Consider the following 24448-nt stretch of genomic DNA (forward strand, 5'->3'; position numbering starts at 1 on the left):
CCTAAATTCACCCGGTTTCGTTGCCATGCGGCAACTGCTGCCGCCGGAGAAGATCCGTCGGCCGACGTCGCACGGTCGCTGCCTGCGGCGTCGAGAGTTCCGCGCGGTCCAGCGCGGCGTGCGCCACCTGCCGCGCCGGGTCGATCCGAGAACGGATGTGTGCGGGCCGTCAGCCCAAAAAAAAGCGGGGCTGCTTGAGCCCCGCCTCGATGTTGAGGATCGCCTTACTCGGCTTCACCCATCTGTGACTGCAGGTAGTTCTGCAGGCCGACCTTTCCTACCAGGTCGATCTGAGTTTCCAGGAAGTCGATGTGCTCCTCGGTGTCGTCCAGGATCTCCTGCAGCAGATCCCGCGACACATAGTCCCGAACAGTTTCGCAATGAGCGATGCCGTCCTTGATGGTGGCCTGGGCGCCCATTTCCGACTCGAGGTCGCACTGCAGGATCTCAGGTACGTCTTCGCCTATCCGGAGCTTGGCCAAATCCTGCAGGTTCGGGAGGCCGTCCAGCATGAAGATCCGATCCATGAGCTTGTCTGCGTGCTTCATCTCGCCGATGGATTCGTCGTATTCCTTTTTTGCCAGCTTGTCCAAGCCCCAGTGCTTGAGCATGCGGTAGTGAAGGAAGTACTGGTTGATCGCGGTGAGCTCATTCTTGAGCTGGGCCTGCAGATGGTCGATGACTTGAGGGTCGCCCTTCATGGCTTTTTCCTTGTTCTAGAAAGTGTCGATTGTGGGAGCGCCGTTGGAGGCCAGGCAAGAGAAGCCCTGTTCTGGCGCTTTGCATGCGTTTGATCGTAATAGGCGTTCGCATCGAGCCGCGGGCGGCAGCTCATAGTGCAGTGCAATATTTTTAATAGTTCATTACTATCAGAATGTGCTCATTAGTAGTTATACTAAACCCTCGCTTTCATCAGTCCACCTAGGAAACCCATTCATGTCCCTGATCAACACCGAAATCGTCCCTTTCAAGGCCACCGCCTACCACAACGGCAAGTTCGTCCCGGTCAGCAACGATAACTTCAAGGGGAAGTGGTCCGTCGTCGTCTTCTATCCCGCCGACTTCACCTTCGTCTGCCCGACCGAGCTCGGCGACCTGGCCGATCACTACGCTGAATTCCAGAAGCTCGGCGTCGAGATCTACGGCGTGTCGACCGACACCCACTTCACCCATAAGGCCTGGCATGACACTTCGGACACCATCGCCAAGGTAAAGTACCCCCTGATTGGCGACCCCAGCCAACAACTGGCCCGCGCCTTCCAGGTGCTGATCGAGGAAGGCGAAGACGCTGGTCTCGCCTACCGCGGCACCTTCGTCATTGACCCAGAGGGCAAGATCAAGACCGTCGAGGTGCACGACAACGGCATCGGCCGTGACGCCAACGAACTGCTGCGCCGCGTCAAGGCCGCCCAGTACGTTGCCGCTCACCCGGGTGAAGTCTGCCCGGCCAAGTGGACCGAAGGCGCCGAGACCCTCAAACCTTCCTTCGACCTGGTCGGCAAGATCTAAGCAGTACGTTAGCGCCAGGCCCGGGCGCAACCGCACCCGGGCCTTTCTATTTCCGTCTTCTGATTTCCAAGAGGTGAGTCCACCATGCTCGACGCCGGCACCAAAGCACAATTGAAAAGCTATCTCGATCGCATCACGCAGCCGGTCGAGATCGTCGCTTCGCTCGATGACAGCAAGGCGTCGATCGACCTGCAATCGCTGCTGAAGGATGTGGCCGAGTCTTCTTCGCTGGTGAAAGTCACCGAAAGCCGCGACGACAACCATCGCAAGCCGTCGTTCTCCATCAACCGGCCCAGCCAGAGCAACGGCCCGCGTTTCGCCGGTCTGCCGATGGGCCACGAGTTCACTTCGCTGATCCTCGCGCTGCTGCAGGTCGGCGGCTATCCGCCCAAGGTGGAGCAGGCCGTGCTCGAGCAAATTCGTGCGCTGGAAGGCGACTTCGAGTTCGAGATCTACATCTCGCTGACCTGCCACAACTGTCCGGACGTGGTACAGGCGCTCAACCTGATGGCGGTGCAGAACCCGCGCATCAAGACCACGATGATCGATGGCTCGCTGTTCCAGGAAGAAGTGAAGGAGCGCCAGATCATGGCCGTGCCTACCGTCTTCCTGAATGGCACCGAATTCGGACAGGGGCGCATGAGCCTGGAAGAAATTCTGGCGAAGATCGATACCAGTGGTGTCGAGCGCGAGGCGAAGAAGATCGCCGGTAAGGATCCATTCGACGTGCTGATCGTTGGCGGCGGGCCGGCCGGCGCGGCGGCTGCCGTCTACGCAGCGCGCAAGGGCATCCGCACCGGTGTCGCTTCAGAGCGTTTCGGCGGCCAGGTGCTCGACACGCTGGGCATCGAGAACTTCATCTCGATCAAGGAAACCGAAGGACCCAAATTCGCGCTGGCGCTCGAGGAGCACGTGCGCAACTACGAGGTCGACATCATGAACCTGCAGCGCGCCGCGGCGCTGGTACCGGGCAAAGAATTCATCGAGATCAAGCTCGAGAACGGCGCCTCGCTCAAGAGTCGCTCGGTGGTCATCTCCACGGGAGCGCGCTGGCGCAACATCAATGTGCCGGGCGAGCAGGAATACAAGAACAAGGGCGTGGCTTACTGCCCGCATTGCGATGGCCCGCTCTTCAAGGGCAAGCGCGTCGCGGTGATCGGCGGCGGCAATTCGGGCGTCGAAGCGGCGATCGACCTGGCCGGCATCGTGGGCCACGTGACGCTGATCGAGTACGACACGCAATTGCGTGCCGACGCGGTGCTGCAGCGCAAGCTCAAGATTCTGGCGAACGTCAAGGTGGTCACCAACGCACAAACCACCGAGATCACCGGCGACAAGCAGAAGGTCAATGGCCTGACCTACAAGGATCGCGCAACGGGCGAGAGCCACCAAGTTGAACTGGAAGGCGTGTTCGTGCAGATCGGCCTGGTGCCCAACACCGACTGGCTCAAGGGCACGGTGGACCTCTCGAAGCACGGCGAGATCGTGGTCGACGCCAAGGGTCAGACTTCGGTGCCCGGCGTGTTCGCGGCCGGGGATGCGACGACGGTGCCCTTCAAGCAGATCATCATCGCGGCTGGCGATGGTGCGAAGGCGGCGCTCAGCGCGTTCGACCACCTGATCCGCAGCTCGGCGCCGAACGAGCAGCCGACGGCCGCTGAGGCAGCGCTTTAGCGGGCGGTTCGACGCGCGAGACCCGAGAGATCCTCCATCAGCAGGCGCGCGGCGGGTGCGATCCACGGGATCGGAGGAAGAGGCGAGGGCTGGCGCTCTCCCGGGCATGAGGAGCCCTGCGCCGCGAAGGGTCGCAGCGGATCCAGTTCGGGCGGGCCGCCGCCCTCGAGGCTGGCTGCCGTACTGGCCAATGCGCGGTGGGCGGCCTCAGCCAGGGTGACCCACGCCGGGTGATCGCGCCCGGTCGTCGAGCTTTCGGCGAGGCGCCCGAGCGAGGCGGTGTCATGAGCGGTCCGAGCGACCAGCCGAGCGGTGACAGCGCAATGCCCTGCATCGCTGCGATGTGCCGTTGAGCGCCATAAGCTGGTCAGGCGCAGCCATAGATCGATTTCACGATCGGCGATGGTCGCCCGCACTGCCAGTTCGCGCAGCGCGAGTCGCATCTGGCCTGCTGTCGCTTCCTTCTCTTGCGCCGCCACCGGGAGCCGTCCTGGAAGATCCCGTTGCACTTGCTCGGCCATTTTCCGAATTGCGGACGCGCAGCTCGCGTCGAAGACCGCACGGGCGCCCGAGGCGACGCCCGTCAACGAAACCGCAAGGCCGCTCGCCACCCCGATCGCGATCTCCGCCATCCGCAGTCCGGCCACCTGGAGCGCCGGATGTCCCGCCGTGCCGCCACTCGAGAGCACGATCAAGGCGGCGATCGGCGCGCTGCGCATCGAAGGGCGCCACGCGCTGGCCGCTGCGAGGAAAGCCACGATGCCCAGTGTGGCGGCCGTGGAGTCCGTGCCGAGGTGGTGCTGCAGCCAGACACCCGCGAGACCCGTGCCCGCGCCTGCCGCAGTTGCACGCACCCGATCCCAGCCCGCTCCGATCGTTGAAGCCGTGCTGGGGCGCACGACGATCAAGGCGCTCATCACGGCCCAGAAGCTCTCGGGCAACCGGAGCGCCGCGGAAGCCAGGTAGGACAGCAGCACCGCCGATGCCAACTGGAGGCCCTGGCGCCAATGGGCATCGTTCATGCGCGGCGGGCCGGGCTTGCTTGAGGCTGCGGCGGCAGCTCAAGGCCTTCGGCCACACGATCGATGAGTTCGCACGCGGCGAGCAACTGCGCGCGCTCGCCCGCGCACAGCCGCGCCTCGATCGCGCAGGCGAGCGAAGCTTCCCTTCGATGGACTTCGGTGCCAAGCAGCCGTGCGCCCGCGGCGGTGAGCGAAAGGATGGATTTGCGGGCGTCGCCTCCATGGGCGCGGCGCTCCACCAGGCCCTCCCGCTCGATCTCCGCCAGCAGCCGTGTCAGGGTTTGGAGCTTGACGTGCTCGTGCAGCGCCAGCTCCGTCGGCGTCAGGGGGCCGCGCCGATACAGCTGTCCTAATACGCTGAGCTGGGCGTTGGCCGGCGAGTTGGCGGCACCTTGTGAGCGCAGATGGCGGTTCAGCTGCGAGACGGAGGCGCGCAGCCGAATGGCCGTACGCAGGGTATCGGCGGAAGGACGAGTCACCCGCCAATCATAAGATCGATCTTAGTAAATGACAAACGCGAAGGCTGGGCGCTCAGTAAGTCAGCCGCTCGGGACGCAGCTCCTGCAGGATGGTGGTCGCGATCTCTTCGATCGATTTCGTGGTGGTTGACAGCCAGCGGATGCCGGCGCGCCGCATCATGGCCTCGGCCTCGCTCACCTCGTGGCGACAGTTCTCGATGCTTGCGTAGCGGGAGTTCGGCCGCCGCTCATTGCGGATCTCGCTCAGCCGCTCGGGCTGGATGGTGAGCCCGAAGATCTTCTTGCGGTGCGGCATCAGCGCCGGCGGCAGCTGCCGGCGCTCGAAGTCTTCCGGGATCAGGGGGTAGTTGGCGGCCTTGAGGCCATGCTGCATCGCCAGGTAGAGCGAGGTGGGTGTCTTGCCGCTGCGGCTGACGCCCACGAGGATCACGTCGGCGTTGTCCAGGTCGCGGTTGCTTTGGCCGTCGTCGTGCGCGAGGCTGAAGTCGATGGCCTGGATGCGCGCGTTGTATTCCTTGCTTTTGCTCACGTCGCTGAAGCGGCCGATGCGATGGTTCGACTTCATCGCCAGCTCGATCTCGAGCGGCCGCACGAAAGTGCCGAACATGTCGAGCAGCATGCCCTTGCAGCCGGTCTCGATGACCTCCAGCACGTCCATGTTCGCCAGCGTGGTGAAGACGATCGGCCTCAGGCCTTCCATCTCGGCCGTATGGTTGATCCGCCGCACCGCCTGGTGCGCCTTGTCGACCGTGTCGGTGAAGGGCAGGCGCACATGGCGTGGCTTGATCTCGAACTGGGCCAGAACGGCGTTGCCGAAGGTTTCGGCGGTGATGCCGGTGCCATCGGAAACGAAGAATACGGTGCGTGTGTGCATGCTCGGCGGCCTTGTCGTGCGGCGCGCCGACCCGCTCGGCGCCTACAATCCGGCCCATTATGGGGAATGCAGCCCGGCCGTTCCCGTCGCCCTATCTTTCCATCCATGCACACCGCCCTCGCGCCCAGAGCAATCAGAACGATCGCGCGCCGCCGTCTGCATGCCGCCCCGGTTTCAACTTCTGGAGCTTTCCCATGTCTGCACTTTTCGAAGCGACCGCCCTGGTCGTACCTTTTGAAAACCTGAGGATGACCGACGTCGAGTCGGTAGGCGGCAAGAACGCCAGCCTCGGCGAGATGATTTCCCAGCTCCCGCAAGGGGTGCGCGTGCCCACCGGATTCGCGACGACCGCCCATGCGTTCCGGCAGTTCCTGGCTCACGATGGCTTGGCCGACCGCATCAGCGCGAAGCTCAAGAGCCTGGACACGGAAGATGTCCGCGCCCTGGCTGCGGCCGGGGCCGAGATTCGAGCCATGGTGGAGACCCAGCCCTTTCCTGCCGACCTGGCGCAGGCGATCAGGGAAGCCTTTGCCAAGCTCAGCGCGGGCAATCCCGAAGCCTCTTTCGCCGTGCGCTCTTCGGCAACCGCGGAAGACCTGCCCGACGCCTCCTTCGCGGGCCAGCAGGAGACCTTCCTCAACGTGGTGGGCGTCGACGACGTGCTGCACAAGATGAAGGAGGTGTTCGCTTCCCTCTACAACGATCGTGCCATCAGCTATCGTGTTCACAAGGGCTTCGCCCACGACGTGGTGGCGCTGTCTGCCGGCGTGCAGCGCATGGTGCGCAGCGACCTGGGCGCAGCGGGCGTGATGTTCACCATCGACACTGAATCCGGCTTCGATCAAGTGGTCTTCATCACCTCCAGCTACGGCCTGGGTGAAACAGTGGTGCAAGGCGCAGTGAACCCCGACGAGTTCTACGTTCACAAGCCGATGCTCAAGGCCGGTCATCGCGCAGTGATCCGCCGCAACCTCGGTTCCAAGCTGATCCAGATGGAATTCGCCAGTGCTGCCGAGAAGGCGGCGAGCGGCAAGCTGGTGAAGACCACGGACGTCCCGACCGAGCAGCGCAACCGGTACTCGCTAACCGATGAGGAGGTCGAGCAACTGGCCCGCTATGCGCTGGTGATCGAGGAACACTACGGTCGACCGATGGACATCGAATGGGGCAAGGACGGCACCGACGGCCAGCTCTACATCCTGCAGGCCCGCCCGGAGACGGTAAAGAGCCAGCAACAGGGGAAGGCCGAGCAGCGTTACAAGCTGCTGGCCAAGGGCCCGGTGCTGGCAGAGGGCCGCGCGATCGGCCAGAAGATCGGCACCGGCCCGGTTCGTTTGGTTCACAGCATCAGCGAAATGGACAAGGTCCAGCCCGGCGACGTGCTGGTGACCGACATGACCGACCCGAACTGGGAACCGGTGATGAAGCGGGCTGCCGCCATCGTCACCAACCGCGGCGGGCGCACCTGCCATGCGGCCATCATCGCGCGTGAACTCGGCATCCCGGCGGTCGTCGGATGTGGCGACGCCACCGACCTGCTCAAGGACGGCACGCTGGTAACGGTGAGCTGCGCCGAGGGTGACACCGGGTTCATCTACGACGGCCTGCTCGAGACCGAGGTGACCGAAGTGCAGCGCGGCGAAATGCCCGAAATCGACATCAAGCTGATGATGAACGTCGGCAATCCGCAGCTGGCCTTCGACTTTGCCCAGCTGCCGAACCACGGCGTGGGCTTGGCCCGACTCGAGTTCATCATCAACAACAACATCGGCGTCCATCCGAAGGCCATCCTCGACTACCCGAATGTCGATGCTGACCTCAAGAAGGCCGTCGAATCGGTCGCCCGCGGCCATGCATCACCGCGCGCTTTCTATGTCGACAAGGTTGCCGAGGGCATCGCCACCATCGGGGCGGCCTTCTGGCCCAAGCCGGTGATCGTGCGGCTGTCGGACTTCAAGTCCAACGAATACCGCAAGCTGATCGGCGGCAGCCGCTACGAGCCGGAGGAGGAAAACCCGATGCTCGGCTTCCGCGGCGCCGCGCGTTACCTCAGCGCTGATTTCGGCGAAGCCTTTGCCATGGAATGCGAGGCGCTCAAGCGCGTGCGCGGCGAGATGGGCCTGACCAACGTGCAGATCATGGTGCCCTTCGTTCGTACGCTGGGGCAGGCGGCCCGCGTTACCGAACTGCTCGGCGAGCACGGTCTCAAGCGCGGCGAGAACGAACTCAAGCTGATCATGATGTGCGAGGTGCCGAGCAACGCGGTCCTGCCGGAGGAGTTCCTGGAGTACTTCGACGGCTTCTCGATCGGATCGAACGACCTGACCCAGCTCACGCTGGGACTGGACCGGGATTCCGGTCTCGAGTTGCTGGCGGCGGACTTCGACGAGCGCGATCCCGCCGTCAAGGCACTCTTGGCCCGCGTGATCAAGGCTTGCAAGGACCAGGGCAAGTACGTCGGTATCTGCGGACAGGGGCCCAGCGACCACCCAGACTTCGCGGCTTGGCTGGCCGAACAAGGCATCGAATCGATCTCGCTCAACCCCGACAGCGTGATCGACACCTGGCAGCAACTCGCGAAGTCCTGAAGCGACCGGAAGAGCGGCGGGGCAGGTTTGCCTCATCGCATTACAACTTTCGTCACAACTTCTGTTTGTAATTTCGATGTCAGCTTCGTCTCGTCGCAATCACGTGCAGCTTTGATGCAAACTCGGCGCCCACGGGAGGGGAGCCGCCCGGACCGCTCGGGCAAGAGACCGTCCAGGTCCGAGAGCGCCGGGATTTCGCATTGAGGACGCCATGATTCTTGTCAAGACAGAAGCCGGCCAGCAGGTGTTCAAGGATCGTTCGGTCCGGCTCACGCCGCGCCAGCGATCGGCCTTCATCCTATTCGACGGCAAGCGCTCGGTCAGCGAGGTGCTCGAGGCCGGCATGGGCATCGGGCATGAAGACATCGATCAGATGGTCGAGCTCGGCTTACTGGGGCAGGTAGGGGGAATGGCCGAAGCGGCCAACGCCGGCACGGTGGCGATGCCGGCCGGCCTGCCATTGGCTGCCCAGCGGCCTGAGCGTCCGGGCGAAGCGTCGCCGCAGAACCAGGCGTCCCCGACGCCCGCCATGGGGTCGCGCTCGCCCCAGCAGCGTTACAAGGACGCCTATCCGATCGCGACGCAGCTCACCGGCAGCCTCGGACTTCGCGGCTTCAGGTTGAACCTGTCGATCGAAGGCGCCTCCACCTACGAAGAGCTGCTCGCACTTGCGCCCAAGATCCGTGCAGCCGTTGGTCAGGACAAGGCGCTGGCGCTGGATCGCGCACTGGGTCTCTAAGGGGCCCGACAGAGCGAGCACTCCGGTCGGGCGATAGGCTGCTACAATAGCCGGCTTTGCCTTGCCACACTGCGACTGACGCTGCAGGTGGCTTTATCCCTTCCACGGAAGACCCACAAGGAGTGCCATGCGTCACTATGAAATCATTCTGCTGATCCATCCGGATCAAAGCGAGCAAGTTCCGGCCATGCTGGAGCGTTACAAGGGCATGATCACCGCCGGCGGCGGCAAGGTCCATCGTGTCGAGGACTGGGGCCGTCGCCAACTGGCTTACCAGATCAACAAGCTCAACAAGGCGCACTATCTTTGCGTGAACATCGAGGCCGAGCAGGCGGTGATGGCAGAGCTCGAGCATGCCTTCAAGTTCAACGATGCCGTCCTGCGCCACCTCACCGTGGTCAAGAAGAAGGCCGAGACCGGCCCTTCGTCGATGATGAAGACGGTGGAGCGCGAAGAGGCCCGCAAGGCCCAGCAGGCCGAGTACGCCGCCAACAACAACTGATGATGGCGTGAGCGCTGCCGCAGCCAATCAGCTGGTGCTGACTGCCTGCGTTGCCGAGCTCGGTGCCTTGCGATTCACGCCCGCCGGCCTGCCTGCGATCGATCTGCGGCTCGAACATGAGTCGACGATGACCGAAGCGGCCCAGCCCCGGCAGGTCAAGGCGGCCCTCAAGGCCGTTGCGTTCGGCGCAGTGGCCGAGCGGCTCGCGAGGCAGGCGTTGGGAAGTCTCTGGCGTTTCCAGGGCTTTCTGGCCACACCGCGCAATGGCAAGCATCCAGTGCTGCACATCCAGGATTTTCAGCAAGATTAATTTTCGAGAGGTCCCACAATGGCCACGTTCAAGAAATTCAACAAGGACAAGCGTCCGAAGCGCAACACCCAGTCGCTGCTGTTCAAGCGCAAGCGCTTCTGCCGCTTCACCGTCGCAGGTGTCGAAGAAATCGACTACAAGGACATCGATACGCTGCGCGATTTCATCAGCGAGAACGGCAAGATCATCCCCGCGCGTCTGACCGGCACGCGCGCGATCTACCAGCGCCAGCTCAACACCGCGATCAAGCGAGCCCGCTTCCTCGCGATGGTGCCGTACAGCGACCAACACCGCGTCTAAGGAGGGAACACCATGCAAGTCATTCTTCTGGACAAGGTTGTGAACCTCGGCGTGCTCGGCGAGATCGTCAAGGTCAAGGACGGCTACGCGCGCAACTTCCTGATCCCCTCGGGCCGCGCCCGCCGCGCGACCGAAGCGAACAAGGCCGAGTTCGAAGCCAAGCGAGTCGAGCTCGAGAAGGCTGCGGCCGGCAAGCTGGCCGAAGCGCAAGCGCAGGGTGAGAAACTGGCCGGCACCGCCGTCAAGCTGACGCAGAAGGCCGGCGTCGACGGCCGCCTGTTCGGTTCTGTCACCAACCACGACATCGCAGACGAGCTCAACAAGCAGGGCTACAAGGTCGCGAAGTCGCAGGTGCGCATGCCGAGTGGTCCGATCAAGACCGTCGGCGACAGCACGGTCAGCGTCGCGCTGCACACCGACGTGGTGGTCGACATCACCGTCACGGTCTACGGCGAAAGCGCTTAAGCCTTCGGCAAGGAAAAAACAAGGTCGCTGCTGCGACCTTGTCCTTTCAGGGCCGCCTTCGGGCGGCTTTTGTTTTTGCAGCCGCAGTTGTCCCGCGCGCTGCACCGGTAAGTCACCGCTTATCCACAGCGTTATCAAGTGACGTGGCCCGTCATGCGCCTTAGCATGTGCGGCTGCAAGGAAGTACATGTCAGCCGTTTTTTCCTACGCCGACAACGATCCGTCGGCCGACCGCCAAATCGCGCAGTTGCGCATCCCGCCGCATTCCATCGAGGCCGAGTCGAGCGTTCTCGGCGGCCTGCTGCTGGACAACGGAGCCTGGGATCGGATGGGCGATCTGCTGGTGGATGGCGATTTCTATCGTCACGAGCACAAGCTGATCTACGCTGCGATCGGCGCGCTGATCAATGCCAGCAAGCCGGCCGACGTGATCACCGTCTTCGAGCAATTGCAGAACCTGGGTAAGGCCGAGGAAGTCGGCGGCCTGGTCTACCTGAACTCGTTGGCGCAGTACGTGCCGAGCGCCAGCAACATCCGCCGCTACGCGGAGATCGTGCGCGAGCGCTCGATCCTGCGCAAGCTGGTCAGCGCCAGCGATGAGATTGCGACGAACGCCTTCAATACGCAGGGCAAGTCGGTCGACAAGATCCTCGACGAAGCCGAGCAGAAGATCTTCAACATCGGCGAGGAAGGCTCGCGAATGAAGCAGGGCTTCCAGAGCATGGAATCCCTGGTGGTCGAGCTGCTCGATCGCGTGAGCGAAATGGCGGAGAACCCGAACGACATCACGGGCGTTCGCACCGGCTTCTACGAGTTCGACAAGATGACCTCGGGCCTGCAGCCGGGGGACATGATCGTGCTAGCGGCGCGCCCGTCCATGGGCAAGACCTCGCTGGCGATCAACATTGCCGAACATGTGGCGCTCAACGAAGGGCTGCCGGTTGCCGTGTTCTCGATGGAAATGGGGGCAGCCCAGCTGGCTGTCCGTATCGTCGGCTCGATCGGCCGCATCGACCAGGGACACCTGCGCACCGGCAAGCTCAGCGACGAGGAGTGGCCGCGCCTGACCGAGGCCATCGAGAAGCTGCGCAACGTGTCCTTGCACATCGACGAGACGCCGGGCCTGACGACCAGCGAGCTGCGTGCGAACTCGCGTCGCCTCGCGCGCCAGTACGGGCGGCTTGGTCTGATCGTGGTGGACTACCTTCAGTTGATGAGCGTTTCCAGCAGCATGAACGACGAGAACCGCGCGACCGCCGTGGGCGAAATCTCGCGCGGCCTCAAGATGCTGGCCAAAGAGCTCAAGTGCCCGGTGATCGCCTTGTCGCAGCTCAGCCGCGGCGTAGAAAGCCGCACCGACAAACGACCCATGATGAGTGACCTGCGCGAGTCCGGCGCCATCGAGCAGGACGCCGACCTCATCATGTTCATCTACCGTGACGACTACTACAACAAGGACAGCAAGGAGCCTGGCGTGGCCGAGGTGATCATCAGCAAGCACCGGAACGGCCCGACCGGCACCATGAAGCTGGCCTTTCTCAAGCCGCTCACCAAGTTCGAGAACCTCGCCAGCGGCGGCGACGATTTCTAAGGCTATTGCAGCCGCGACGGTTCGGGTTCCGCCGGATCAGCCTGCAGCCGACGCAGCATTTCGGCGAGCGTCTTGCCGGGCTCGTCTCGAAAGCGCTCCGGCATGACCTCGATGCGATCGATGCGGTCGATGCGGAAGCCGCGAAAGTCCTGCCGCAGCTCGCACCAGGCCGAAAACGTCCAGACCCGGCCCCAGTAGAAGCAGCCCAGCGGCCGCACCACGCGCTGACTCGGCGCCCCGCTGACGTCGTGGTAGTCCATGCGCAGCTTGTTGCGCGACTGGACCGCTTCGCGCAGGGTCTGCAGGCGCAGGCGCGTTCCATCGTCGAGCGCGATCGCCGGCGCGAACAGCGCCAGGCTCTCGGCCGACACGCGCGCAGCGGGCGGAAGCACCGACAGGATCTTGCCGAGTGCGGTCTGGATGTCTTTTGCCATCGCCGGATCGACCCAGCTCTGGGCCAGCCGTGCCGACGCCACCAGCGCCGCGGCCTCATCCTGGGTGAACATGAGGGGCGGCAGATCGAAGCCGGCGCCCAGCCGATAGCCGACGCCGGCTTCGCCTTCGATCGGGACGCCCTGTCGCTGCAGGTCGGCCACGTCGCGATAGATGGTTCGGTCCGACACCTCCAGCCGCTGCGCGAGGAAGGCGGCGGTCGTCAGGCGTCGCCCGCGAATCAATTGGACGATCTGGAACAGGCGGTCGGCACGGCGCATGTGGACAAGTCAAGGTCGAACGAGCTTCTTCTTCTGCAAGTCTTCCACGAAATAGCGCCGGCCGCGCTTGGGAAGAGGGCATCGATCTCAGTCCATCATCACGCCGATGTGGATGGCAACCTGGTCGGGGCCGCTGTAGGCCTCGAAATCGCTGCGGTAGCTGCGGCGGATTTCGGGGTGCTGCGAGAAATACTGCCAGATCGATTCCCACAAGGCCAGCACCATCTGGGGCATCTGGCCCTGGCCGGTGAAGACCAGGTAGTCGCCGGCTTCCACTTTCACGGCGGAAGGCCCGCCGGAGACCGCGACGCCGGTCGTCAGGTCGAAGGCGCCGGGGGCCTCGGGGTCGTAAGCGGAATACACGCCGTAGAGCCGCATGTCATCGATGCGGTTCGGCGTCATGGCATAGACGCGTTCGTCGAAGAAGCGCGTCCAGAGCTCGTTCATGCGCGCCAAGTGCGGTTCGTTCTCGCTGCGGTTGCTGGTGCGCACGGTAATGCCGGCAATGTTGAAGCCTTCGTGACGTTGAAGCTGAGGTTGCATGGTTCTCTCTCCGGGTAAGACGCCATGCTGCGCGCCGGCTACTGACAACGTCCTGTCAGCAGCCCCGCTGCCCTCGCGCAAAAGGCCGGCCTTGCGGCCGGGTTACAGCACGTCGCTTGCGAAGTCAGCCAGTCGCGAACGTTCGCCACGCGCCAGCGTGATGTGGCCGCTGTGAGGCCAGCCCTTGAACTTGTCGACCGCGAAAGTGAGCCCGGATGAGCCTTCGGTCAGGTAGGGCGTGTCGATCTGCGCCAGGTTGCCCATGCAGATGATCTTGGTGCCGGGCCCCGCGCGCGTGACCAGGGTCTTCATCTGCTTTGGCGTCAGGTTCTGAGCCTCGTCGATGATCACGTACTTGTTGAGGAAGGTGCGCCCGCGCATGAAGTTCATGCTCTTGATCTTGATGCGGCTGCGGATCAGCTCATTGGTGGCCGCGCGTCCCCATTCGCCTGCGCCGCCGCCGTCGCCTTTCGCCAGGAACTCGAGGTTGTCATCGAGCGCACCCATCCACGGGCCCATCTTCTCTTCTTCGGTGCCCGGCAGGAAGCCGATGTCCTCGCCCACGCTGACGGTGGCGCGGGTCATGATGATCTCGGTGTAGCGGCGGTCGTCCAGCACCTGGGTCAGGCCCGAGGCCAGCGCCATCAGTGTCTTGCCGGTGCCGGCCGTGCCGGTCAGCGTGACGAAGTCCACCTCCGGGTCCATCAGCAGGTTCATCGCGAAGTTCTGCTCGCGGTTGCGCGTGTTCACGCCCCAAACGGCGTTCTTGATCGAGCCGTAGTCCTTGAGCGTCTTGAGCACCGCCGTCTTGTCCCGGATCTCCGTGACGCGGGCGTACATGCTGGGTTCGCCGGGCGCCTCGAAGTAGACGAACTGGTTGATGTAAAGGTTGGGCACCAGCGGGCCGCTGACGCGGTAGAAGGTGCTGCTGCCGCTCTGCCAGCTCTCGAGTGGCTTGCTCTGCCGGGTCCAGAAATCGGCCGGCAGGGCCAACGCGCCGGAGTAGAGCAGGTCGCCGTCTTCCAGCGTCTTGTCGTTCTGGTAATCGTCCGCTGCGAGCCCCAGCGCGCGGGCCTTGACGCGCATGTTGATGTCTTTCGACACCAGCACGACTTCCTGACGAGCGCGTCCAGGGCTGTCCTTGGCGTAGAGGTCGCGCAGTGCGTGAACGACGCCGAGGATCTGGTTGTCCGCCTTGCCCTGGGGCAGGCTGGTCGGCAGCGCGTAGTCGAGCGGGTCGGTCTGGAAGAACAACTTGCCGCCGGCCTCCCGGTGGCCGGTGGTATCCAGCTTCAGGCCCTTGCCAATGTCGGCGCCCTGGGCAGCGGCGAGCGCGTCCAGCGTGCGGCTGGTCTGGCGGCCGTTGCGGGCGACTTCCGTCGTGCCCTTCTTGTGGCCGTCGAGTTCCTCCAGCACGATCATCGGTAGGAAGATGTCGTGCTCCTCGAAGCGGAACAGGCACATCGGATCGTGCAGCAGCACGTTGGTGTCCAGCACGAACAGCTTGGCGGCGCCGTTGGTGTTGCTGCGCTTCGCCTTGACGGGACCGGTCGCTGCCTTGGCCGCCGTGGCTGGGCGGCTTTCCTCGCCGCCTTGCGCGGGGGGCGATGGGGCCTTCAACCTCGGCAGGGGCGGTGTCTCGATGACTGCACCGCCTTCCGCGGCGTGGCGGTCGAACAGTTCGAGGGGCTGAGGCCCGCTGGACCGGGTCTCTTCAGCGCGCCGGTCGGAAGAGCGACGGCCGCTCTTTCCGTGCAGGGACCGGGCGGGCGCGTCGTGCGCGTCCGGCGAAAGCAATGCGGCGCGTTTCGTGGGGGCGGGTGGCAAGGGCATGGGGCGGTTCGCTCGCAGGAAAGAAGGGGCCAGAAAGCGAAAAAGCCGCCTGAAGACCCAAGCGGCTTTGTTCGGTGGATGCGGTCGCGGAGCTCAACGGCATGGAACCATTATGCACATCGGTCGTGACAGGTTCCGTGTTCGTTGCAGATCGCCAACGCGGCCTGCCAAAAGCGCACGAATGTTGCCGATCAGGCGCTTATTTCTTGAGGGCCTTGACCGCCTTGAGGACTTCATCGACGTGACCCGGCACCTTCAGGCCGCGCCACTCGGCCTTGAGCACGCCGTCGGCGCCGATCAGGAAGGTGCTGCGCTCGATGCCCTTGACCTTCTTGCCGTACATGATCTTGTTCTTGACCACGCCGAACATATGGCACATCTTTTCCTCGGTGTCCGCGATCAACTCGAAGGGAAGCTCGAGCTTCGCCTTGAACTCGTCGTGCGACTTCATGTTGTCGCGCGAAACACCGAAAACCGTGGCGCCGGCCTTCTCGAAATCCTTGTAGCGATCGCGGAACTGCATCGCTTCGGTGGTGCAACCGGGCGTGTTGTCCTTGGGATAGAAGTACATCACCAGCACTTGCCCGAGATGCGAGGTGTTCGAGACCTTGATACCGCCGGTGGCGTTGGCGTCGAATTCAGGGATGGGTTTATTGACAACGATCGCCATGAAACTTATTTTCTCCGTTTGATTCCACGTTCGAGTCGGGCTTTTGGCTCTCGCTCCTGGCTTGTGCTTCGAGCGCTCGATACGATGGAGATGGGTCGCCCACAATCGACCTTAATTGAGGACGGGCCGCCGGTTTGCAACCCGGTATTTTAGCTCGAAATACCCCCTATTGGCCACCTTGCGGCCTCTCGATCAGCAGGGCCGCGACCACGTGCCGGCCTTCTCCCGCCAGGATGTTGTACGTGCGGCAGGCTGCGCCCGTGTCCATGGTCTCCACACCCGTGCGCCGGGCCATCAGCGGCTGCAGCCATGCCGCCACGGGAAAGCGGATGCGCGCGCCGCTGCCGAAGATGATCAGTTCGGCACCCAGTGCAGCCAGTCGCGCGAAATGCTCCGCGCCCAGTTCGTCGAAGCGGCTGCAGTCCCAGTCGAAGCGCTCGCCGCGCGAGCCCACGACCACGCTGTTCTCGATTCGTTCGTTGTTCACGGCTACCCAACCGGGGCCGTGCGCAGTCAGGGTCTGGGCATCGGATTTGTCGGGCTGGAGCTTCATCTGGGAGGGTGGGGAACTGTGGTCAAATTATAAGTTTTCCCCCGTGCACCCCGCCCCTGGAGGGACTTTGAAACCGCTCAAGAAATCGGCCAAGCTGGCCAATGTGCTCTACGACATCCGCGGTCCGATCATGGACGCCGCGAAGCAGATGGAGGAAGAGGGCCAGAAGATCATCAAGCTGAACATCGGCAACCTCGCCCCGTTCGGCTTCGATGCGCCGGAGGAGGTCCAGCAGGACATGATCCGCAACCTCCCCGGCTCGTCCGGCTATTCGGACAGCAAGGGTATTTTCGCGGCGCGCAAGGCCGTGATGCACGAGACCCAGAAGCAGGGCATCGCCGGCGTCACGCTGGATGACATCTACCTGGGCAACGGCGCCAGCGAGCTGATCGCAATGGCCGCCAACGCGCTCCTGAACGATGGCGACGAGCTGCTGCTGCCTGCGCCCGACTACCCGTTGTGGACAGCGGTCGCGAGCCTGTCGGGCGGCAAGCCGGTGCACTACCTGTGCGACGAGGAGAACGGCTGGATGCCCAGCCTGGCCGACATTCGCGCCAAGATCACGGCGCGCACCAAGGGTATCGTCGTCATCAACCCCAACAACCCCACGGGCGCGCTGTACTCGGACGAACTGCTCCGGGGCATCGTGGCGATCGCACGCGAGCACAGCCTGGTGATCCTGGCAGACGAGGTCTACGACAAGGTTCTGTACGACGGCGTCAGGCACACCGCCTTGGCGAGCCTCTCGAAGGACGTGCTGACCCTGACCTTCAATTCGCTCTCGAAGAGCTACCGCTCCTGCGGCTATCGTGCCGGCTGGATGATCGTCTCGGGCGACAAGAAGATGGCACAGGACTACATCGAGGGCCTCAACATGCTCTCGAACATGCGCTTGTGCCCGAACGTGCCGGGCCAGTGGGCGATCCAGACCGCGCTCGGCGGATACCAGAGCATCAACGACCTCGTGGGCGCGGGCGGCCGCCTGCGCCATCAGCGCGACCTGGCCTATGAGCTGATCACCGCCATTCCGGGCGTCAGCTGTGTCAAGCCGAGCGCGGCGCTCTACATGTTCCCGCGGCTCGATCCCAAGGTCTATCCGATCGAGGACGACCGCCAGTTCTTCCTCGAAGTGCTGAAGGAGACCCGGGTCATGCTGGTCCAGGGCACCGGCTTCAATTGGGCGACGCCCGACCATTTCCGCATCGTGTTCCTGCCCCATGAGGAGGACCTGCGGGAGGCGATCCAGCGCATCGCGGATTTCCTCGAGCGCTATCGCAGCCGCAACGCATAGGGGCGGCGTGCCAAGGTTCCCAAGTTCCACAGTCAGACGAATCGAATGAAACCCATCCAAGTAGGCCTGCTCGGCATCGGCACGGTCGGCAGCGGTACCTTCAAGGTGCTCCAGCGCAACCAGGAAGAAATCAAGCGCCGCGCGGGGCGCGGCATCGAGATCACCATGGTCGCCGACCTCGACCTGGCGCGTGCCAGGGCTGCGGTGGGCGAGGGCGTGCAGGTGGTGAACGACGCGCGCGCCGTCATCGCCAACCCCGACATCGACATCGTGATCGAGCTGATCGGCGGCTATGGCATCGCGCGCCAGCTGGTGCTGGAGGCGATCGCGGCGGGCAAGCATGTGGTTACTGCCAACAAGGCGCTGCTGGCGGTGCACGGCACTGAAATCTTCGCGGCGGCCCACGCCAAAGGCGTGATGGTGGCCTTCGAGGCGGCTGTGGCCGGCGGCATCCCGATCATCAAGGCGCTGCGAGAAGGCCTCACGGCCAACAGCATCCAGTGGATCGCCGGGATCATCAACGGCACCACCAACTTCATCCTCTCGGAGATGCGCGACAAGGGCCTGGACTTCGCCACCGTGCTGAAGGAAGCGCAGCGCCTGGGCTATGCCGAGGCCGACCCGACCTTCGACATCGAAGGCGTCGATGCGGCTCACAAGGTCACGCTGATGAGCGCCATCGCCTTCGGCATCCCGGTGCAGTTCGACAAGGCGCACGTCGAAGGCATCACCAAGCTGGCCGCGCAGGACATCAAGTACGCCGAGCAGCTGGGCTACCGCATCAAGCTGCTCGGCGTGACCAAGCGCAAGGCCCAGGGCATCGAGCTGCGCGTGCATCCGAGCCTGGTGCCTGCCAAGCGATTGCTCGCCAACGTCGAGGGCGCGATGAACGCAGTGGTGGTCAACGGCGATGCCGTCGGTACCACGCTGTATTACGGCAAGGGCGCCGGCAGCGAGCCGACCGCCAGTGCGGTGATCGCCGATCTCGTCGACATCACGCGCCTGCATACGGCCGATGCGGCGCACCGCGTGCCGCACCTGGCATTCCATCCGGACGCGATGAGCGACCTGCAGGTGCTGCCGATGTCCGAGGTGGTGACCAGCTATTACCTGCGCATGCGTGTGGCCGACGAGGCCGGCGTGCTGGCGCAGGTGACGGGCTTGCTGGCCACGGCCGGCATCAGCATCGACGCGGTGCTGCAACGCGAGGCCGACGAGGTCGGCGGCGAGGGCTCGACCCAGACCGATCTCATCATCCTCACGCACGACACGCGCGAAGGCACGCTGGACGACGCGCTCGCCCGGCTGCAGGCGCTGCCGACCGTGCTGGCGCCGATCGTGCGCATCCGCAAGGAAGAGCTGTCCTGATGCGCTACCTGTCCACGCGCGGCCACCCGGAGCGCCGCCGCTTCTGCGAGATCCTGCTCGAGGGCCTGGCGCCTGACGGCGGCTTGTACCTGCCCGAGCGATATCCGCAGGTGGATGCCGCCACGCTCGCCAGGTGGCGCGGTCTGCCCTATGCCGAGCTCGCCTTCGAGGTGCTGTCGCTCTACGTCGACGACATCCCCGCCGCCGATCTGAAGGCGATCTGCGAGAAGACCTACACCGCCGAGGTCTTCGGTACGGCCGACATCGTGCCGCTGCGCGAGCTCGAGGACGGCGTGTACCTGCAAGCCCTGTCCAATGGCCCGACGCTCGCCTTCAAGGATATGGCGATGCAGCTCCTGGGCAACCTGTTCGAGTACGAGCTCGCGCGCCGCGGCGAGGAGCTCAACATCCTCGGTGCCACCAGCGGCGACACCGGCAGCGCGGCCGAATACGCAATGCGCGGCAAGAAGGGCGTGCGCGTCTTCATGACCTCGCCCGACGGTCGCATGAGTCCCTTCCAGCAGGCGCAGATGTTCAGCCTGCAGGACCCCAACATCCACAACATCGCGATCGCCGGCGTGTTCGACGACTGCCAGGACATCGTGAAGGCGGTGTCGAACGACCTCGACTTCAAGCGCAAGTACCGCATCGGCACGGTCAATTCGATCAACTGGGCACGACTGCTGGCGCAGGTCGTGTACTACTTCGCGGGGTATTTCCAGGCGACCGGCGACAACGCCAAGCAGGTCAGCTTCACCGTGCCCTCGGGCAACTTCGGCAACGTCTGCGCCGGCCACGTGGCGCGCATGATGGGGCTGCCGATCCGCACGCTGGTGGTGGCGACCAACGAGAACGACGTGCTCGACGAGTTCTTCCGCACCGGCGTCTACCGCGTGCGCTCGGCGGCCGACACGCACGAGACCTCCAGTCCGTCCATGGACATTTCCAAGGCCAGCAACTTCGAGCGCTTCGTGTTCGACCTGGTCGGCCGCGACGCTGCGAAGACGCGCGGCCTGTTCGAAGGCGATCTGGCCAAGGCAGGCCGCTTCGACCTGAGCGCCGATCCGGCTTTCGCCCAGGCCGCCACGCGCTTCGGCTTCGCGAGCAGTCGCAGCACCCATGCCGACCGCCTGGCGACCATCCGCGATACGGACAAGCGTTTCGCGACGCTGATCGACACCCACACGGCCGACGGCCTCAAGGTCGCGCGCGAACACCTGGCGCCCGGTGTGCCCATGATCGTCCTCGAGACCGCGCTGCCCATCAAATTCGCCGAGACCATCGTCGAGGCCCTGGGCCGGGCGCCCGAACGTCCCGCGCGATTCGAAGGCATCGAGGCGCTGCCTCGGCGCGTGGTCCAGCTGCCGGCCGACGCCGAGGCGGTGAAGACCTACATCGCCCGGCACTGTGCCTGAGCCGTCGAGCCGCGCATGAAAGTCATCGGATTCGCCGGCTTCTCGGGCGCCGGCAAGACCACCCTGGTCGAGCGCCTGATCCCCGTGCTCGGGCTGCACGGGCAGCGCGTCTCGGTGGTCAAGCATGCGCACCACAAGTTCGACATCGACCATCCGGGCAAGGACACCTACCGTCATCGCGAGGCCGGGGCCTTCGAAGTGGTGGTGGCCTCCGACAAGCGCCTGGCGCTGATCCGCGAATTCGAGCGGCCGACCCAGCTCGGCGTGCACGAGCTGATTGCCGAGCTCGATGCGAGCGTCGACTGGGTGCTGGTCGAAGGCTTCAAGCACAGCGATCTCCGGAAGATCGAAGTCTGGCGCGAGCCGGCGCAGGGGCAGGCACCCCGGCCCGCGCGTTATGCCGAGGATGAATTCATCGTCGCGATCGCCACCGACACGCCAGAGCACCTTCCCGCTGCGACGGCGCTGCCGGTCTTCGACCTGAACGACGTCGATGGCATTGGCACTTGGTTGCTGCAGAACGCGAGCCGTTTCGAGTACAAGGTGGATCGCCATGGCTGATGCTGCCAAACGCCCCCCCTTGATGCCGCTCGACGAGGCGCTGGCGCGGCTGCTCGCCGCCGCCACACCGCAGATGGCCATCGAGTCCGTGTCCACCTTCGAGGCCGACGGCCGCGTGCTCGCGCAGGACGTCCGCTCGGGCCTCACCGTGCCGCCGCGTGACAACAGCTCGATGGACGGCTATGCCGTGCGCAGCGCCGACTGCGCCGCGCCAGGCGCGGTGCTGCGGGTCGTGCAGCGCATCCCGGCCGGCACCGTGGGCACGCCGCTGGCCGCCGGTACGGCCGCGCGCATCTTCACCGGCGCGCAGATCCCTGAAGGCGCCGATGCGGTCGTGATGCAGGAAGACACCAGCGCCTTGCCCGATGAGGGCGGCCTGGGCAGCGTGCGCATCGAGATCGCGCCGGCCGCGGGCCAGTGGATACGCCGCGCCGGCGAGGACGTGGCAGCCGGCGACGTGGTGCTCGCGCGCGGCGAGCGCCTGACGCCCGCGGGGCTGGGGCTGGCGGCGAGCGTCGGCCTGGACCGGCTGCAGGTGGCGAGGCGACCGCGCGTCACGCTGCTGTCCACCGGCGACGAACTGGTGATGCCCGGCGAGGTCGCGCCCGAGGCCATGAAGCCGGGCTCGATCTACAACTCCAACCGGTTCTTCATGCGGGCCCTGCTCGTGCGCCTGGGGTGCGAAGTGCACGACCTCGGCATCGTGCCCGACCGCCGCGACGCCACCATCGAGGCGCTTCGCGACGCCTCCGAGCGCAGCGACCTGATCGTCACCACCGGCGGCGTTTCGGTCGGCGAGGAGGACCACATCAAGGCCGCGGTGCAGGCACTGGGCCAGCTCGACCTCTGGTCTTTGTCGATGAAGCCGGGCAAGCCTTTTGCCTACGGCCGCATCGGCAACGCCCACCTCACCGGGCTGCCCGGCAATCCGGTCTCCAGCTTCCTGACCTTCCTGTTGCTGGTGCGGCCTTTCCTGCTGACGCTCCAGGGTGCCCGGCGCGTGGCGCCGGCGCCGGTTGCGATGCGGGCCGACTTCGACTGGCCGCGCGCCGACCGCCGCCGCGAGTTCCTGCGCGCGCGCCGCAATGCCGCGGGCGGGCTGGACCTGTTCGCCAACCAGAGCTCCGGCGTGCTGACCTCCATGGTCTGGGGCGATGGCGTGGTCGACACGCCGGCCGGCCAACCGTTCAAGGCCGGCGACACGGTGCAGTTCATTCCCTTCTTCTCCCTGCTGAGCTGAGCATGAAGGTCACCGTGCGCTATTTCGCCTCGGTGCGCGAGGCCCTCGGGACCGGCACCGAATCCATCGAGACAAGTGCGTCCGACCTCGGCGCACTGCGCGACGAACTGATCGCGCGCGGCGAGCCGCACGCCAGCGCGCTGGCCCGCGGCAAAGCCGTGCGCATGGCGCTGGACCAGGTCATGAGCGCCGAAAGCGCTGCGCTGCGCGAAGGCCAGGAAGTGGCCTTCTTCCCGCCCGTCACGGGCGGGTGAGCGCGGCGTGCAGCTGCGACAGGCGCGCGCGCAGCGCATCGCCGGCGCGTCCTCGGCGCATGCAACGCGTCCTGCACCAGGCTGAACTGCGCGATCCGGCGCGGTGCCACAATCCCGCCATGAGCAGCCCGCGCGTTTTCATCCAGGCAGCCGATTTCGATCTCGCCACGGAGGTCGCCGCCCTGCGCGCAGACGACAAGCGAGTCGGCGCGGTCTGCAGCTTCGTGGGCATCGTGCGCGACCGAAACGACGGCGACGCGATCGCCTCGATGGAACTCGAGCACTACCCGGGCATGACCGAGAAGTCCATCGAAGCCATGATCGACGAGGCCCATCGCCGGTTCGATATCCTGGGCGCACGCGTGATCCATCGTGTCGGGCTGCTGCACCCGCTCGAGCAGATCATGATGGTGGCCGTGATCTCCGCCCACCGTGGCCAGAGCTTCCAGGCCTGCGAGTTCCTGATGGACTACCTGAAGACGCAGGCGCCGTTCTGGAAGAAGGAACAGACGCCCGAGGGCTCGCGCTGGGTCGATGCGCGCGTGGATGACGACGCGGCCCTGGCGCGCTGGGGCATCGAGGCCGGCAACGCCTGAGGCCGCCGCCCCGACCCGGAGGACCGACATCTACTGCGGCGTGAAGCCGCTCGCCTTGATGATGCCCGCCCAGGTCTGCGTGTAGCTGCGCACCCGGCCTGCGAACTGGCCCTGCGGCTCGTAGGCCACCGTCAGGCCCATGGTCGTGAGCTTCTGCTTCACGTCGGGCATGGCGAGCACCTTGGCGAGCGCATCGCCGAAGCGGTCGATGACCGGTTGCGGCGTGCCCACGGGCGCGAACACACCGTAGTAGGGCAGGTCTTCCAGGTTGGCGAAGCCCAGCTCGGTGAAGGTCGGCACCTGCGGCAGCAGCGCCTGGCGCTTGTTGCCAATGGTGGCCACGATGCGCAGCTTGCCCGCCCGGTGGTTCTCGATGAAGTCGGGCACCGAGGCGATGCCGGCGCTGATCTGGTTGCCCAGCATGTCCGCCGTCATCGGCGCGCTGCCGCGGTAGGGCGCCGCCTGCACATCGATCTTGTACTTGGTGCCGATCATCTTCACCAGGAACTCGGGTATCGAAGCCGGCGCGGGCACGCCGATGGTGTCCTTGCCGCCGCGCTGGGTGCGTACCCATTTCAGGTATTCGTCGAAGGTCTTCGCGGGCGTGCCGCCGGAGACCGCCAGCACGTTGGCGAAGGTCGCGAAGCCGGCCACTGGTACGAAGTCGCTGGCCGAGTTGTAGCCCGGGTTCTTCACGACCTGCGGCAGGATCGAGATGGTGTGGTCGTGCGACAGCAGCAGCGTGTGCCCGTCGGCCGGCGCGGCCTTGAGCGCCTGGGCCGCGATCTGGCCACCGGCGCCGGCGCGGTTCTCCACCACGACCGGCACGCCGAGTTGATCCTTGAGCTTCTCGCCCAGGGTCCGGGCGATCGCATCGGTGCCCGCGCCGGCGGGGAAGCCGACCAACAGCCGGATAGGCGCTCCTTGCTGCTGCACTTGCGCGAAGGCCGGGATGCCGGCCAGCGCCGCCGCCAGCCCCAGCGCAAGAACACGGCGCGACGTGCGCGGCGCGGCGGCCATCCACCTTGAACAGAACATGAGATCGACTCCAGACGTTGATGAGGAAAATGCGGACCGAGCAACTCGCGTGCCCAGCCGCCGGGAGGGCTATTCTGTACGAGCCCGACGCGGAAGACGGGGCGTGCTATCACCGGCCCTGGCTTGAATTTGCCGCGCGGAGCCCTAGATGACCGGGGATCGGAGTTTTCATTCATGCGCCAAGACAAACTCACCACCAAATTCCAGGAAGCCCTTGCCGACGCACAGTCGCTCGCCTTGGGCAACGACAACCCCTACATCGAGCCTGTCCACCTTTTGGTGGCCATGCTGCGCCAGGACGAGGGTCCCCGGGCCTTGCT

The 24448-nt window shown here is 65.0% G+C and carries 27 protein-coding genes; 17 read left to right on the plus strand and 10 right to left on the minus strand.

The window, feature by feature from the left end; genetic code table 11:
* Positions 1-224 precede the first annotated feature (224 nt).
* The gene (bfr, locus tag J2739_RS20025) at positions 225-701 is read right to left on the minus strand and encodes a bacterioferritin (RefSeq protein ID WP_309904827.1); all 477 of its coding nucleotides are present in this window, start codon (positions 699-701) and stop codon (positions 225-227) included.
* A 235-nt stretch (positions 702-936) separates the two neighbouring features.
* On the opposite strand from bfr, the gene ahpC reads away from it, so the two are divergent.
* Positions 937-1509: an alkyl hydroperoxide reductase subunit C gene (ahpC, locus tag J2739_RS20030; protein WP_309904828.1), complete on the plus strand. Its 573-nt coding sequence runs from the start codon at positions 937-939 to the stop codon at positions 1507-1509.
* A gap of 84 nt (positions 1510-1593) precedes the next feature.
* Entirely contained in the window at positions 1594-3183 is a 1590-nt protein-coding gene (gene ahpF, locus J2739_RS20035) for an alkyl hydroperoxide reductase subunit F (RefSeq protein ID WP_309904829.1), read from the plus strand.
* Here ahpF and J2739_RS20040 read toward each other — a convergent pair.
* Genes J2739_RS20040 through ppsR form a run of 3 tightly spaced genes read right to left on the minus strand, consistent with a single transcriptional unit; the run spans position 3180 to position 5558 of the window.
* Positions 3180-4205, minus strand: coding sequence for an FUSC family protein (locus J2739_RS20040; RefSeq protein ID WP_309904831.1), 1026 nt, complete (start codon positions 4203-4205; stop codon positions 3180-3182). The genes ahpF and J2739_RS20040 overlap by 4 nt on opposite strands.
* Entirely contained in the window at positions 4202-4684 is a 483-nt protein-coding gene (locus tag J2739_RS20045; protein WP_309904833.1) for a MarR family winged helix-turn-helix transcriptional regulator, read from the minus strand. The genes J2739_RS20040 and J2739_RS20045 overlap by 4 nt, the downstream gene beginning before the upstream one ends.
* 52 nt (positions 4685-4736) lie before the next feature.
* Positions 4737-5558 (minus strand): posphoenolpyruvate synthetase regulatory kinase/phosphorylase PpsR, encoded by an 822-nt coding sequence (gene ppsR, locus J2739_RS20050; RefSeq protein ID WP_309904835.1) that lies wholly within the window; start codon positions 5556-5558, stop codon positions 4737-4739.
* Between the two features lie 194 nt (positions 5559-5752).
* Between ppsR and ppsA the strand changes: the two genes are divergently transcribed.
* The 7 genes from ppsA (at position 5753) to dnaB (ending at position 12053) form a co-directional block, all read left to right on the plus strand.
* On the plus strand, positions 5753-8146 hold the full coding sequence (ppsA, locus tag J2739_RS20055) for a phosphoenolpyruvate synthase (protein ID WP_309904838.1): 2394 nt from the start codon (positions 5753-5755) through the stop codon (positions 8144-8146).
* Positions 8147-8357: 211 nt separating this feature from the next.
* A complete protein-coding gene (locus J2739_RS20060) occupies positions 8358-8885 on the plus strand; it encodes a hypothetical protein (RefSeq protein ID WP_309904840.1) in 528 nt (175 codons plus the stop codon).
* Between the two features lie 127 nt (positions 8886-9012).
* Positions 9013-9387 (plus strand): 30S ribosomal protein S6, encoded by a 375-nt coding sequence (gene rpsF, locus J2739_RS20065; protein WP_068683060.1) that lies wholly within the window; start codon positions 9013-9015, stop codon positions 9385-9387.
* A 7-nt stretch (positions 9388-9394) separates the two neighbouring features.
* Positions 9395-9697 carry a primosomal replication protein N gene (gene priB / locus J2739_RS20070; RefSeq protein WP_309904842.1) on the plus strand — a complete coding sequence of 101 codons (303 nt, stop codon included), beginning with the start codon at positions 9395-9397 and terminating at the stop codon, positions 9695-9697.
* 18 nt (positions 9698-9715) lie between these two features.
* A complete protein-coding gene (rpsR, locus tag J2739_RS20075) occupies positions 9716-9997 on the plus strand; it encodes a 30S ribosomal protein S18 (protein WP_007830781.1) in 282 nt (93 codons plus the stop codon).
* A 12-nt stretch (positions 9998-10009) separates the two neighbouring features.
* Entirely contained in the window at positions 10010-10462 is a 453-nt protein-coding gene (gene rplI, locus J2739_RS20080; protein WP_309904844.1) for a 50S ribosomal protein L9, read from the plus strand.
* 187 nt (positions 10463-10649) lie between these two features.
* Positions 10650-12053, plus strand: coding sequence for a replicative DNA helicase (dnaB, locus tag J2739_RS20085; protein ID WP_309904845.1), 1404 nt, complete (start codon positions 10650-10652; stop codon positions 12051-12053).
* Between the two features lie 2 nt (positions 12054-12055).
* On the opposite strand, the gene J2739_RS20090 is transcribed toward dnaB, so the two are convergent.
* The 5 genes from J2739_RS20090 to J2739_RS20110 all read right to left on the minus strand — a co-directional run bounded on the left by J2739_RS20090 (position 12056) and on the right by J2739_RS20110 (position 16365).
* Positions 12056-12766, minus strand: coding sequence for a helix-turn-helix transcriptional regulator (locus J2739_RS20090; protein WP_309904847.1), 711 nt, complete (start codon positions 12764-12766; stop codon positions 12056-12058).
* 87 nt (positions 12767-12853) lie between these two features.
* A complete protein-coding gene (locus J2739_RS20095) occupies positions 12854-13309 on the minus strand; it encodes a GyrI-like domain-containing protein (protein WP_309904849.1) in 456 nt (151 codons plus the stop codon).
* Positions 13310-13411: 102 nt separating this feature from the next.
* A complete protein-coding gene (locus tag J2739_RS20100) occupies positions 13412-15142 on the minus strand; it encodes a PhoH family protein (RefSeq protein ID WP_309904851.1) in 1731 nt (576 codons plus the stop codon).
* Positions 15143-15341: 199 nt separating this feature from the next.
* Positions 15342-15812: a peroxiredoxin gene (locus J2739_RS20105; protein WP_309904853.1), complete on the minus strand. Its 471-nt coding sequence runs from the start codon at positions 15810-15812 to the stop codon at positions 15342-15344.
* A 166-nt stretch (positions 15813-15978) separates the two neighbouring features.
* The gene (locus J2739_RS20110) at positions 15979-16365 is read right to left on the minus strand and encodes an Mth938-like domain-containing protein (RefSeq protein WP_309904855.1); all 387 of its coding nucleotides are present in this window, start codon (positions 16363-16365) and stop codon (positions 15979-15981) included.
* A gap of 67 nt (positions 16366-16432) precedes the next feature.
* Here J2739_RS20110 and J2739_RS20115 point away from each other — a divergent pair, with 67 nt between their 5' ends.
* From J2739_RS20115 to J2739_RS20145, 7 genes are all read left to right on the plus strand, one after another.
* Positions 16433-17656 (plus strand): pyridoxal phosphate-dependent aminotransferase, encoded by a 1224-nt coding sequence (locus tag J2739_RS20115; RefSeq protein WP_309904857.1) that lies wholly within the window; start codon positions 16433-16435, stop codon positions 17654-17656.
* 45 nt (positions 17657-17701) lie between these two features.
* On the plus strand, positions 17702-19024 hold the full coding sequence (locus tag J2739_RS20120; RefSeq protein WP_309904859.1) for a homoserine dehydrogenase: 1323 nt from the start codon (positions 17702-17704) through the stop codon (positions 19022-19024).
* Entirely contained in the window at positions 19024-20439 is a 1416-nt protein-coding gene (gene thrC, locus J2739_RS20125; RefSeq protein WP_309904860.1) for a threonine synthase, read from the plus strand. The genes J2739_RS20120 and thrC overlap by 1 nt, the downstream gene beginning before the upstream one ends.
* Positions 20440-20454: 15 nt before the next feature.
* On the plus strand, positions 20455-21000 hold the full coding sequence (gene mobB / locus J2739_RS20130) for a molybdopterin-guanine dinucleotide biosynthesis protein B (protein WP_309904862.1): 546 nt from the start codon (positions 20455-20457) through the stop codon (positions 20998-21000).
* Entirely contained in the window at positions 20993-22240 is a 1248-nt protein-coding gene (locus J2739_RS20135; protein WP_309904864.1) for a molybdopterin molybdotransferase MoeA, read from the plus strand. Before mobB ends, J2739_RS20135 begins: the two co-directional genes overlap by 8 nt.
* Before the next feature lie 2 nt (positions 22241-22242).
* The gene (gene moaD / locus J2739_RS20140) at positions 22243-22494 is read left to right on the plus strand and encodes a molybdopterin converting factor subunit 1 (RefSeq protein WP_309904866.1); all 252 of its coding nucleotides are present in this window, start codon (positions 22243-22245) and stop codon (positions 22492-22494) included.
* Positions 22495-22613: 119 nt separating this feature from the next.
* Positions 22614-23090 (plus strand): molybdenum cofactor biosynthesis protein MoaE, encoded by a 477-nt coding sequence (locus J2739_RS20145; RefSeq protein WP_309904868.1) that lies wholly within the window; start codon positions 22614-22616, stop codon positions 23088-23090.
* A 30-nt stretch (positions 23091-23120) separates the two neighbouring features.
* Here J2739_RS20145 and J2739_RS20150 read toward each other — a convergent pair whose 3' ends face one another.
* A complete protein-coding gene (locus J2739_RS20150) occupies positions 23121-24128 on the minus strand; it encodes a Bug family tripartite tricarboxylate transporter substrate binding protein (RefSeq protein ID WP_309904870.1) in 1008 nt (335 codons plus the stop codon).
* Positions 24129-24302: 174 nt separating this feature from the next.
* Between J2739_RS20150 and J2739_RS20155 the strand changes: the two genes are divergently transcribed.
* A partial coding sequence (locus tag J2739_RS20155) for a Clp protease N-terminal domain-containing protein (RefSeq protein WP_309904890.1) occupies positions 24303-24448 on the plus strand: 146 nt, incomplete at its 3' end.

This window comes from Variovorax soli (assembly GCF_031454625.1).
Classification (GTDB): Bacteria; Pseudomonadota; Gammaproteobacteria; order Burkholderiales; family Burkholderiaceae_C; genus Variovorax; species Variovorax soli_A.